The organism is Mesorhizobium sp. MC2-1-1 (assembly GCF_057597255.1).
Map to the genome: position 1 here is coordinate 1,241,755 of NZ_CP195205.1, position 11,981 is coordinate 1,253,735.

General features: G+C 64.8%; 10 protein-coding genes. 8 read left to right on the forward strand and 2 right to left on the reverse strand.

Going from position 1 to position 11,981, the window contains the following annotated elements; all coding sequences use genetic code 11:
- Nucleotides 1-72 precede the first annotated feature (72 nt).
- On the forward strand, nucleotides 73-747 hold the full coding sequence (locus ACR64R_RS06305; protein ID WP_487360823.1) for a hypothetical protein: 675 nt from the start codon (nucleotides 73-75) through the stop codon (nucleotides 745-747).
- A 14-nt stretch (nucleotides 748-761) separates the two neighbouring features.
- Here the strand turns inward: ACR64R_RS06305 and ACR64R_RS06310 are convergent, their stop codons facing one another.
- Nucleotides 762-1,214: a nucleoside deaminase gene (locus ACR64R_RS06310; protein ID WP_487360824.1), complete on the reverse strand. Its 453-nt coding sequence runs from the start codon at nucleotides 1,212-1,214 to the stop codon at nucleotides 762-764.
- Nucleotides 1,215-1,394: 180 nt separating this feature from the next.
- Between ACR64R_RS06310 and ACR64R_RS06315 the strand changes: the two genes are divergently transcribed.
- From ACR64R_RS06315 to ACR64R_RS06335, 5 genes are all read left to right on the forward strand, one after another.
- Nucleotides 1,395-3,359, forward strand: coding sequence for a pseudouridine synthase (locus ACR64R_RS06315; RefSeq protein WP_487360825.1), 1,965 nt, complete (start codon nucleotides 1,395-1,397; stop codon nucleotides 3,357-3,359).
- Nucleotides 3,340-3,894, forward strand: coding sequence for a 16S rRNA (guanine(966)-N(2))-methyltransferase RsmD (rsmD, locus tag ACR64R_RS06320; RefSeq protein ID WP_487360826.1), 555 nt, complete (start codon nucleotides 3,340-3,342; stop codon nucleotides 3,892-3,894). Before ACR64R_RS06315 ends, rsmD begins: the two co-directional genes overlap by 20 nt.
- 93 nt (nucleotides 3,895-3,987) lie before the next feature.
- A complete protein-coding gene (locus ACR64R_RS06325) occupies nucleotides 3,988-5,349 on the forward strand; it encodes a M16 family metallopeptidase (protein WP_487360827.1) in 1,362 nt (453 codons plus the stop codon).
- An 8-nt stretch (nucleotides 5,350-5,357) separates the two neighbouring features.
- Complete coding sequence (locus ACR64R_RS06330) at nucleotides 5,358-6,749, forward strand: M16 family metallopeptidase (protein ID WP_487362389.1); 1,392 nt, start codon at nucleotides 5,358-5,360, stop codon at nucleotides 6,747-6,749.
- A complete protein-coding gene (locus ACR64R_RS06335; RefSeq protein ID WP_487360828.1) occupies nucleotides 6,746-7,603 on the forward strand; it encodes a patatin-like phospholipase family protein in 858 nt (285 codons plus the stop codon). The genes ACR64R_RS06330 and ACR64R_RS06335 overlap by 4 nt, the downstream gene beginning before the upstream one ends.
- Nucleotides 7,604-7,784: 181 nt before the next feature.
- Here ACR64R_RS06335 and ACR64R_RS06340 read toward each other — a convergent pair whose 3' ends face one another.
- Nucleotides 7,785-9,092 (reverse strand): outer membrane protein, encoded by a 1,308-nt coding sequence (locus ACR64R_RS06340; RefSeq protein ID WP_487360829.1) that lies wholly within the window; start codon nucleotides 9,090-9,092, stop codon nucleotides 7,785-7,787.
- A 351-nt stretch (nucleotides 9,093-9,443) separates the two neighbouring features.
- Between ACR64R_RS06340 and ACR64R_RS06345 the strand changes: the two genes are divergently transcribed.
- Nucleotides 9,444-10,490: a LacI family DNA-binding transcriptional regulator gene (locus ACR64R_RS06345; protein ID WP_487360830.1), complete on the forward strand. Its 1,047-nt coding sequence runs from the start codon at nucleotides 9,444-9,446 to the stop codon at nucleotides 10,488-10,490.
- A 75-nt stretch (nucleotides 10,491-10,565) separates the two neighbouring features.
- Nucleotides 10,566-11,813 carry an ABC transporter substrate-binding protein gene (locus ACR64R_RS06350; RefSeq protein ID WP_487360831.1) on the forward strand — a complete coding sequence of 416 codons (1,248 nt, stop codon included), beginning with the start codon at nucleotides 10,566-10,568 and terminating at the stop codon, nucleotides 11,811-11,813.
- The last annotated feature ends 168 nt before the right edge of the window (nucleotides 11,814-11,981 follow it).

Genomic DNA, 11,981 nt, shown 5'->3' on the forward strand with positions numbered 1-11,981 from the left:
CAAGTGCGGGAAGATGGGACCGTGCCCTTGGCCGGTGGCGACCGAAAGGCAGTTAGAGTGGGACTTTTTGGCATGACCGACAGAACGTTCGCGCGCGCCGCGCTGGTGGCGCCGCTTGTGGTATCGGCCATCGCTCTGTCGGGCTGCATGAGTTCGCCCACCTACGGAACCGACAAGACCGCCGCCGCGCAGCTTTTCGACGATGTTTCCGGCGCCGCCTCGATCACGCCGAAGCGGAAAGAACAGATCGACTACAAGCCGCGTCCAGACCTGGTGAAACCGGCGCCGGGGCAGAAGCAAAACCTGCCGCCGCCGCAGCAGAGCATCGAGACGGCGAGCGCCGACTGGCCCGAATCACCGGAGGCGCGCCGCGCCCGCATTCGGGCTGACGCCACCGCGCACCAGAACGATCCCAATTACCAGCCGGAAGCGGTCGAGGATGTGCAGACCGATCCCGTGGCGGTGAAAAAGGCGTTGGCCGAATCGGGCTCCAGCCATCCTCCGCGCTGGTCGCCGGATGATTCCAACGCTACGCGCACCGCCGAGATCCAGCGTCGGCTTGCCGAGCAGAAGCAGGGTGATCCGACGGTTCGCAAATATCTGAGCGAGCCCCCGCTGGCCTATCGCCAGGCCGCCGCCACCGCGCCGCAGAATGAGCTCGGCGAGGATGAGTACAAGAAGGAGCGGCGCCTCAAGGCGCAGGCGGAAGGCAAGAAGGGCGGCTGGTTCGACTGGCTCGGCCTGTAGGACGTGCTTCTAGCCTAGATTTCCCGTCTCTCCCGAAAGAAATCCTTCAAGATGAGGGCGGCGTCGCTCTCGCCTATTCCCGGATAGACGTCCGGCGCATGGTGGCAGATGGGCGAGGCGAAGAAGCGCGTACCGTTGACCACCGCGCCGCCCTTCTCGTCGGCGGCGCCGAAATAGAGCCGCCGCAGCCTGGCGAAGGAGATCGCGCCGGCGCACATGGCGCAAGGCTCCAGCGTCACATAGAGGTCGTGGCCGGTGAGACGCTCGCTGGCGAGCTTCCGGCAGGCCTCGCGGATCGCCAGCATCTCGGCATGCGCCGTCGGATCGGCTAGTTCGCGGGTACGGTTGCCGGCTTTCGCGATCACCGTCTTGCCGCTGACGATCACCGCGCCGACCGGCACTTCGCCGCGGCGCGCGGCCGCCTCGGCCTCTTCGAGCGCCAGGGCCATGAAATCCGGTCGTTTCAAGCGGTTTCCATTCCGATTACTCCTCGCCACCCGGGGGTGATCCTGTTATCTAGCGCGAGACCTAGAAAACCGGAATCGGTTTTTGCCGCGCCGCCGGATGCGCAAAATCAAGATGACACTGCCTGCGTTCGGCGTCCGAAAGGGCGCGCGGCGCTGTAGCAGGCGAAGACGAGCAAAGTAATGGACGACGACAAGAAATCTCCACGCGGGCCGCGCAAGGGTGGCTCGAAACCGGCTGGCCGGCGAGACGGCAAGCCGGGCTACGGCGCCAAGAAGCCGTTCGCCAAGCGTGAGCGGCCGATGGCAGCCGAAGGCGAACGCCCGGCTCGCGATTTCAAGCGCAGCTACAAGCCGCGCGAAACGGGTGAGGGCGCGGAGCGCGCCGAAAAGCCGTTCCGCAAAGGTCCGCCGCGTGACGGCAAGCCCTTCGAGAAGCGCGAGGGCCGCAAGCCCTTCACGCCGCGCGGGGACCGGCCGGTGGCCGCCGAAGGTGAGCGCCCGACCCGGGATTTCAAACCCAGCTATAAGCGTCGTGACACGGGCGGCGGTGGGGAGCGTGGCGACAAACCGTTCCGTAAAGGGCCGCCGCGTGGCGACAAGCCTTTCGAAAAGCGCGAGGGTCGCAAGCCCTATGCCCCGCGCGGCGACCGGACGGCGGCCGCTGAAGGTGCGCATGGCGAACGACGTTTCGAGCGCCCGGCGCGCGACTTTGCCGAGCGGCCGAAGCGTGATTTCAGCGACCGTGCGCCGCGCGGTGCCGCGGGAAAGCCCGAAGGCGGCTTCAAGCCGCGACCGCGTCCCTCGGAAGCTACGACGGAGACCGGTGAGCGGATCGCCAAGCGCCTGGCGCGCGCCGGCATCGCCTCGCGCCGCGACGCCGAGGAGTTGATCGCGGCCGGCCGCGTCAAGGTCAACGGCAAGGTGCTGGACTCGCCAGCCTTCAACGTCAGCGCCAACGACGTCATCCATCTCGACGGCACCGAGATCCCGCCGATCGAGCGCACGCGTCTCTTCCTGTTCCACAAGCCGGCAGGGGTCGTCACCACCAATCGCGATCCGGAAGGCCGCAAGACCGTCTTCGACGTGCTGCCGTCAGATCTGCCGCGATTGATGACGATCGGCCGGCTCGACATCAACACCGAGGGCCTGCTGCTGCTCACCAATGACGGCGGGCTGTCGCGGGTGCTCGAATTGCCGGCCACCGGCTGGCTGCGGCGCTACCGCGTTCGCGTCCACGGCAAGGTCGAGGAGAGCGCGCTTGCCGGCCTGCGCGACGGCATCGCCGTCGACGGCGTTTTCTACGGTTCCATCGAGGCTTCGCTGGACCGCGAGCAAGGCACCAATGCCTGGCTGACCATCGGTCTCCGTGAAGGCAAGAACCGCGAGGTGAAGAACATCCTCGGCGCGCTTGGCCTCGACGTGACGCGGCTGATCCGCATCTCCTATGGTCCGTTCCAGCTCGAGGACCTTCCCGAGGGCCATGTGCTGGAGATCAAGGGCCGCGTGCTGCGGGAGCAACTCGGCGAAAGGCTGATCGAGGAATCGGGCGCCAACTTCGATGCCGAGATCCAGAAGCCGTTTTCAAACAAGCCGGTGCGCGGCGGCGGTCCGCGCCGCGAAGAAGCCGACCGGCCGAAATTCACGCGTGACGGCGACCGCCGGCCGATCGGTGAGGGCGGCCTGATCAAGGCGCGAAAGCGCCGCGAAGACAGCCGCGACGAGGCGCTGAGCAAGCTCTCGACGAAGCCGGACAGGGCGTTCGGGCCGGACAGGACGTTTGGCGAGCGCGGCCCGAAATCCGACCGCGGCGGTTTCGGCGACAAGCCTCGCGGTGGGTTTGGCGACAAGCCCCGTTTCGGCGGCAAGAAATCCGAGCGCGAACAGCGGCCGATCGAGCCTCCGGGCCAGCGCAAGGCCAATGTCTGGATGGCTCCGGGCGCCCGGCCGATCGGCAAGGGCAGGGCGGAGGCCGATGCCGCCAAGGCCGCCGAGGCGAAGGCGCGCAAGGCGGCCTACAAGCCGGGCGGCAAGGGCAAGCCGGGCGCGAAGCCGTTCGGCAAGCCGCGAAGCGAGCGCTCCGAAGGCGATGGCGGCGATCGCCCGCGTGGTCCGAAGAGGGGCGGCGATGCGGATCGTCGGCGGTGAGTTCCGCGGGCGTCCGCTGGCGACGCCGAAAAGCAATAGCATCCGCCCGACCACGGACCGCGCCCGCGAGGCGGTGTTCAATGTCCTGGCGCATCGCCATGCCGACAGGCTCGAGGGCGCTCGCGTGCTCGATCTCTTCGCCGGCACGGGCGCGCTCGGGCTGGAAGCTTTGTCGCGCGGCGCTTCCTACTGCGTCTTCATCGAGGAATCGACCGAAGGGCGCGGCCTGATCCGCGAGAATGTCGAAGCCTTCGGGCTCACCGGCCGCACCAAGATCTTCCGCCGCGACGCCACCCAGCTCGGCGAGGTCGGTACGATCTCGCCCTTCGGGCTGATCTTCGCCGATCCGCCCTATGGCAAAGGGCTCGGAGAGCGCGCGCTGCGCTCAGCAAGGGCAGGCGGCTGGCTTCTGCCCGGCGCGCTATGCGTCGTCGAGGAGGCGGCCTCCGCGCCGTTCGAACCGGGCGCTGGTTTTTCCGTGATGGACGAGCGTAATTACGGCGAAACGGTCATTCGGTTCATAGAGGCCAGCTAGTTTGCTCCGGCGTCGCCTCGAAAATGCCGAACAATTCACTTTGCCTCGCCTGCTGCCTTGCCTATCGTCGCTCAACCGGGACCGGAGAACTTGATGACACGAACGGGAATTGGGCTGCGAGCGGCGCTTCTTGCCGCCACGCTGGCGCTCGTGGCGGCGTTTCCCGCCCACGCGGCGGACGACGGCGAGGTCAAGGATTTCCTGCTCGACAACGGCATGGAAGTGGTCGTCATCCCGGACCACCGCGCCCCGATCGTCACCCACATGGTTTGGTACAAGATTGGCAGCGCTGACGAGCCGCCCGGCAAGTCCGGCATCGCGCATTTCTTCGAGCATCTGATGTTCAAGGCCACGACCAACCATGCCGCCGGCGAATTCGACCGCGCCGTGTCCGAGATCGGCGGCTCCAACAACGCCTTCACCTCCTATGACTATACCGCCTTCCACGAGACGGTGCCGCCATCGGCGCTCGAGGAGATGATGGGCTTCGAGGCCGATCGCATGCGCAACCTGATCCTGACCGACGATGTCATCAAGACCGAGCGCGACGTGATCCTGGAGGAGCGCCGCTCGCGCATCGACAGCAATCCGCAGGCGGTTCTGGACGAGGAGGTCGATGCGACGCTTTGGCAGAACCAGCCCTACCGCATTCCCGTGATCGGCTGGATGCAGGAAATGGAGCAGCTGAACCGTCCCGACGCGAAAGCGTTCTACGACAACTATTACCGGCCCAACAACGCGGTACTGGTGGTGGCGGGCGATGTCGAGCCGGACGCGGTCAAGGCGATGGCCGAGAGTACCTACGGCAAGGTCGCGCGCGGCCCCGACCTGCGGCCGCGCATCCGACCGGTCGAACCGGAGCAGAACACCAAGCGCACGGTGACGCTCACCGACGCGCGCGTTTCGGTGCCGAGCTTTTCGACGCAATGGGTCGTGCCGTCCTATCGTACGGCCAAGCCCGGCGAGGCGGAGGCGCTCGACCTGCTGGCCGAGATCCTCGGCGGCGGCAACCGCAGCCGGCTGTATCAGGAACTCGTCATCAAGCAGGGAATAGCCTCCTCTGCGGCGGCATATTTCCAGGGCACGATGCTCGACGACACCAACTTCACCGTCTACGGCGCTCCGCGTGGCGATGCCAGGCTCGCCGATGTCGAGGCGGCGGTCGATGCGGAGATCGCCCGTGTCGTCAAGGACGGCGTGAGCGACGATGAGCTGGAGCGGGCCAAGACCCGTTATGTACGTTCCATGATCTTTGCCCGCGACAAGCAGGACGACATGGCCAACATGTACGGCTCCACGCTTGCCACCGGCGGCAATGTCAAGGATGTCCAGGAATGGCCGGACCGTATCCGCAAGGTCACCGCGGACGAGGTCAAGGCGGTCGCCGCGCGCTATCTAGTGCTCGATCGTTCGACCACCGGTTATCTCTTGCCGCAGCAACAGGCGGGGAATTGACGATGAGCATGGTTCTTAGCCGCATGGACGCCTTGCCTTCTTCCACACGCGCAGAAGAAGGGCGCATCTATCGCGCCGTCGTCACGCTTTGCTTTGCCCTGTTTTTCCTGCTCCTTCCGGCGCTTGCGGCTCGCGCCGAGATGAACATCCAGGAAGTGAAGTCGAAGAAGGGCATCACCGCCTGGCTGGTGGAAGACCATTCGATCCCGCTGATCGCCATCCGCTTCGTCTTCGATGGCGGCAGCGCTCAGGATCCGGCGGGCAAGGAGGGGCTGGTCAACCTCATGACCGGCCTTTTCGACGAGGGTGCGGGCAACCTCGACAGCGACGCTTTCCAGCAGAAGCTCGACGATGCTGGCGCGGAGATGAGCTTCCAGGCCGCCCGCGACGGAACCTATGGCTCGATGCGCATGCTGTCGCAGCAGAAGGACGAGGCCTTTGGTCTGCTGAAGCTTGCTGTCAACCAGCCCCGCTTCGACCAGGCGCCGATCGACCGTATCAGGGCCCAGGTGCTCTCCGGTATCCTCGCCAACGAGCGCGACCCGAACACGGTGGCGCAGCAGCGCTGGCTGCGTGCCATCTATGGCGAGCATCCCTATTCGCGCTCCGACCAGGGGACCAAAGGCAGCCTGACCACCATTACGGCTGATGACATCAGGGCCTTCCACAAGGCCAATTTCGCCCGCGGCGGCCTGCATGTGGCGGTGGTCGGCGACATCGATGCCGCGACACTGAGCAACAAGTTGGACGAAGTGTTCGGCGACCTGCCTGAGAAGCAGGCTCTGGCTCCGGTGGCGGATATCACTCCGAAGCTCGGACAGCAGCTTGAAGTGAACTACGACTTGCCGCAGACCTCGCTGCAGCTTGCCTGGCCAGGCGTTAAACGCAGTGATCCGGATTTCTTTGCCGCTGTTCTGATGAACGAAATCCTCGGCGGCTCGACCTTCACTTCGCGGCTGTTCTCGGAGGTGCGCGAAAAGCGCGGCCTTGCCTATGGCGTCAGTTCCGATCTCGTCGACAACAAGCACTCGCACTCGTTGCTGGTGACGACGGCGACGCGCTCCGACCGCGCCGCAGAAACGCTTTCGATCGTGCGCCAGGTCGTGAAGGACATGGCCGAGAGCGGCCCCACCGAGGAGGAGCTTGCGGCGATCAAGAAATACATGATCGGCGCCTACGCCATCAACAATCTGGATTCCTCCAGTTCCATTGCCGCCACGCTGGTCGAGCTGCAGGTCGACAAGCTTGGCATCGACTATATGAAGCGGCGCGCCGCGCTCATCAACGCCGTGACGCTCGCCGACGTCAAGGCGGCCGCGAAGAAGCTTCTGTCGGTCACTCCCGCCGTGATGGTCATCGGCCCGCCTCTTGTGGAGGTGGCGGGAGGCGGCAAGGGATGAGCCCGACCTTCGGGGTTGCCTTCGGCGGCGGTGGCGCACGCGGTCTCGCACATATCCATATCGTCGAGGCCCTCGACGAGCTCGGCATCAAGCCGGTGGCGATTGCCGGCTCGTCGATCGGCGCCATCATGGGCGCCGGCATGGCGTCGGGAATGACCGGCGCCGAGATCCACGATTATGCCCGAGCGATCCTCGGCAGCCGCGCCGAAGTGGCGGCGCGCATGTGGCGTTCGCGACCGGGCACGATCGCGGAGGCCATGCAGAGCGGCATCCGCGTCGGCCAGTTCAACATCGAGCGCATTTTGAAGGCCTTCCTGCCAGACGCGATCCCAGAGACGTTCGAGGCGTTGAAGATCCCGTTGAAGGTGACCGCGACGGACTATTTCGGCCATAAGCTGGCGGTGTTGGCCGAGGGTGAGTTGCATTCCGCGCTCGCCGCTTCTGCAGCCATACCGGCTGTATTCCGTCCGGTCGTACGCGATGGCTGCCTTCTGATCGACGGCGGCATCTACAATCCTGTCCCCTTCGATCTCCTTGAGAAAGACGCCGATATCATCATTGCAATCGACGTGGTCGGAGCGCCGAGCGACGCCGAGCGCAAGCATCCGACCACCGTCGACCTGATGTATGGCGCCTCGCAGCTGATGATGCAGTCGATCATCGCCAACAAGCTGCAGCAGTCCGAGCCCGACATCCTGATCCGCCCTAAAGTTTCGAAGTATCGCGTACTCGATTTCCTCAAGATCGAGGCGCTGATGGCCGAGACTGTCGAGATCAAGGACGAATTGAAGCGAGCCGTCGGCAAGGCTGTTGATGCGCATGGCAGCAGGCGGGGGAAGAAGAGGGTGGTGTGAGAGTCTCCCCGGTCACCCCGGCGCGTTCGATGGCGACGCAACTGGCAATGCCGCTGGCGGGTTGGTCGATGTCTACAATCTGATGGCTGCGGTCGTCGCGCGAGCGACGCAGGTCGGCAAGCCGGCGATAAAAAAAGCCCGCCATTCGGCGGGCTTTCCTGCTTTGGCTGGAGGCCTTCGCTTAGTTGAACTTGTACTTGGCGTCGATGCGCACGGTGTGGAAGGATGGCGTCGTGTTCGCAAGCCCGCTCGGGATCGGGAGCACGTCCGATAGGTCTTCCTTGGCGAACTGCGAATAGCGGTATTCGATGCCGACGGTCATCTTGTCCGACACGGCCGTTTCCAGGCCCGCGCCCACCGAGAAGCCGCTGGAGCCCCAATCGATGTCGAGCGGGGCCGGAGCATCGAGCTTGAAGTGCTGCCAGCTGTAACCGGCGAGCGCGTAGGCCAGCGTCGCTTCGTTGACCTTCATGCCGATACGACCGAGCACGTCGAAGCCATAGTCAGTGTTGAAGCTGACCGAGTCTACACCACCCAGGATGCCACCCAGCTCGAGCTTCGACTTGATGCCGGAAAGGCGCGCGTCGACCAGACCGCCGACGACCCAGCTGCCCATGTCCTGGTCATAACCGATGCTGGCTTCGCCGAACACGCCTTCGCCGCCAAGGCCATTGAACTTGGCGCCGACGAGTGGCGGAACCTCGATCTGGTGCACGACGGCGCCGGCGCCGAGCCCGCCGCCGACATAGAAGCCGGTCCAGTTGTAGGAAGGCGTCTCAAAGCTGGCCGCGCCGCCGTCATTGGCGTTGAAGCGGTAGCTCGCAGCAACTTCGAACGTATGACGGGAAGTGTCGAGGTTGAGTGTGCCGTCCGGCGCACCAAACTGCGACAGGAGATCGTCTTTGGTGCTGAACCGTGTGTAGCGATACTCGCCCTTCAGCGTCCAGTTGCTGTTGATCGCCGTTTCGACACCGGCGCCGACGAAGTAACCACCCTGATCCCAGTCCATGCCGAAACCGGCATTGGTGTCGAGCTTATACTTCTGCCAGGCATAGCCGCCCAGCACGTAGCCCAGCGTGCTCGGCGTCAGCAGGTAACCGGCACGCACGCCGACGTCAAAGCCGTAGGTCTCCTTGATGTCTGCATTGAAGCCGCCGGCATCGAGCGAAGTCTTGATCGTGCCGACATGCGCGTCGATCAGGCCGCCGAGCAGGAAGCGCTGCGAGACCATGTAGTCGTAGCCGACGGTCGCCTGACCGTAGACGCCTTCGCCGCCGATGCCGTTCAGCGAAACACCCGGCGCAAAATCGCTGCTGAGCTTGTGAACGTTCGCGCCGGCGCCAAGACCGAAGCCGACATATACGCCGCTCCAGTTGAAGCCGGGAGCCGCCTGCTCCTGGACGATGTCGGCTGCATGCGCCGCCGACATCAAGGCGGCGGCCGAAACGGCGCCCAGCAGAACGGATTTCGCAGAAAGACGAAGATACATATCGCATAACCCCAAGTTAGAACCCGGCCCGTTTCTAGCAGGGGTTGTTGCTATTTGTGGTGACGGAAATGCAACACCTAGGACCAAACTACCGTAGGGATAGGCGGAATTCCGGCGGCCCAGCCCAGAGAAAATCAGCCGGCCGCTGAAGTCCGGTGCAACTGGCCCGAGCGCTTGCCGGGCGCTGGACCAGTCGCGGAAATGATCTTGCGCGGCATCGGCCTTTCGGTCTAATCTCCACCTGAGAAAACCTTTTCCCAAATTGCGGCATTCGACATTTGCTTCTCGGCTCGAATGCGGCGGATTCTGTGTGAGAAAAGGTTTTCTCAAACAGGAGGTTGCGCCCCGAACATGGCTTCAGACGCCGAGTCAGCGCCTGTCTTTGCCAAGCCGGTCACCCTGCGCGAGGTGGCGGCCGCCGCGGGCGTCAGCGTCGCCACGGCGTCGAAGGCGCTGAACGGGCAGGGGCGCATGACCGCCGAGACGCGCGAGCGAATCCGCGAGACGGCGAGGTTGCTCGGCTTCAGGCCGAACAGCTTGGCACAGAGTCTGTTGCGCCGCCGCTCTTTCACCGTCGGCCTGCTCACCAACGATACATACGGCCGATTCTCGCTGCCGCTGATGGCCGGGGTTTCCGATGCGCTGGTCGACAATGGCGTCTCTGTCTTCCTGTGCAATGTCGAGGACGACTCAAGGCTTGGCCAACTGCATGTCGAGGCGATGCTCGACAAGCGTGTCGACGGCATCATCGCTACCGGCAAGCGAATCGATCGCCATCTGCCGGTCGACCTGTCCAACATGCGCATTCCCGTCGTCTATGCCTTCACTCAGCCCGATCCCGACTCGATCGCCTTCGTCTCCGACGATGCCGGCGGCGCGCGGCTGGCCGTCGAGCACTTTTTGCGGATCGGGCGCCGCCGCATCGCCCATGTCACCGGTCCGGCGGGCTTCGCCGTGGTGCACACGCGGGCGCAGGCTTACCGGGACGTGCTTGAGGAGCGTGGCTTGCCGGCCAGCGAGCCGCTGCTGGGCGCATGGTCTGAAGGCTGGGGCCACGAGGCGGTCGCAGAACTGTTCGGCAAAGCAGGCATGGGGGAATGGCCGGACGCCGTCTTCTGCGGCAACGACCAGATCGCGCGCGGCGTCATCGACGCGCTGCGGGAGCGCGGCATCCGCGTGCCCGAGGATGTCGGCGTCATCGGCTTCGACAATTGGGAGATCGTGGCCGAGGCGACGCGCCCGCCGCTGACCTCCGTCGACATGAACCTGGCGAGTCTCGGCCACGAGGCCGGGCTCGCCCTGCTTTCGCTTGTGGATGGCCAGCCGGCCGCCGCGGGCATCAGGAAACTGCCGTGCCGGCTGGTGGTGCGTCAGTCATGCGGCAGTCCGCCGGGGTGAAGGAGAAGTGCTGACGCGCCCGATCCAGCCGGGCGGCGTGGCCGAAATGGGAGGAGAACCATGAGGAGGAGAATGATGAAGACCATGATTGCCAGGCTGGCGCTCGCCGCCGCCATGATCGGTGGAGGCCTGCAGGCAGCGTCGGCCGAGACCGCCAACATCTGGGTGCGCGCTGACGGCTCGAACTTCATGCCGCGTATCGTCGACGCCTTCAACAAGGCGAACAAGGACCAGATCAAGCTCGATATCATCCCCAATGCCGAGATCATTCCGAAATATGGCGCCGCCGCCGCCGGCGGCACGGCGCCCGACGCGCTCTCGCTCGACCTGATCTACACACCGTCCTTCGCCGCCGCCGGTCAACTGGAGGACATCACCGACTGGGCGAAATCCTTGCCCTATTTCGCAAGCCTGTCGCCGGCGCATGTGAAGACCGGCACCTACAAGGGCCGCATCTATGGCCTGCCGTTCTCGGCTGACGCCTCGGTGCTGATCTGGAACAAGAAGCTGTTCAAGCAGGCGGGGCTGGACCCCGAGAAGGGGCCGGCCAACTGGGCGGAGATCGAGGCCGACGCCGAGAAGGTCAACGCGCTCGGCGGCGACATCAAGGGCTTCTATTTCTCCGGCAATTGCGGCGGCTGCAACATCTTCACTTTCACGCCGCTGATCTGGGCCTCGGGCGGCGACATCCTGTCCGAGGACGGCTCGAAGGCGACGCTCGACAGCCCGCAGTTGCGCGGCGCCGTCGACCTCTACCGATCGATGGTGAAGAAGGGGCTGGTGCCCGAGGGCGCGCAGACCGACACCGGCGCCAACTTCTTCGCCGCCTTTGCCGGCGGCAAGATCGGCCTCTCGCCCTCCGGCGCCTTCGCCATCGGCGCGCTCAACACGCAATATCCGGACATCGACTACGGCATCACCTTCTTGCCGGGCAAGGATGGCGGCTGGTCGTCTTTCGCCGGCGGCGATAATTTCGTCGTCACCAAGGGCACCAAGAAGATCGCCGTGGTGAAGGAGTTCCTGAACTTCGCCTATTCGCTGGAAGGCCAGACCATCCTGGCGAAATATGGCAGCCTGCCGGTGCGCAACGACATCGCCAAGGACGCGCTGAAGGATCTCGACCCGCGCTACCAGGTGGCGGCCGAGGCGATGGCCAAGGGCAGGACGCCCTATTCGGTGGTGTTCAACGACCTGATCAACTCCGCCAACGGTCCGTGGACGCAGATGATCAACGAGGTGTTCTTCGGCGACGACGTCGATGGTGCCATCAAGAATGCGCAGGACACCATGCAGTCGATCATCGACCAGGCGCCGAACAAGTAGACACCAGGGCCAGCCGGCGGCAGGAATCTCGCAAACGCCTCGCCGCCAAGGCTCTGACCGGCCGCCCGCCCGTCTCCCTGGTCGGGCGGCCGGGCGATGCATCGCTGAATTGCAGGGACCGACACGTTGAGAAAGCACACTCTCATTAGCATTGCCGATTTGAGGCCC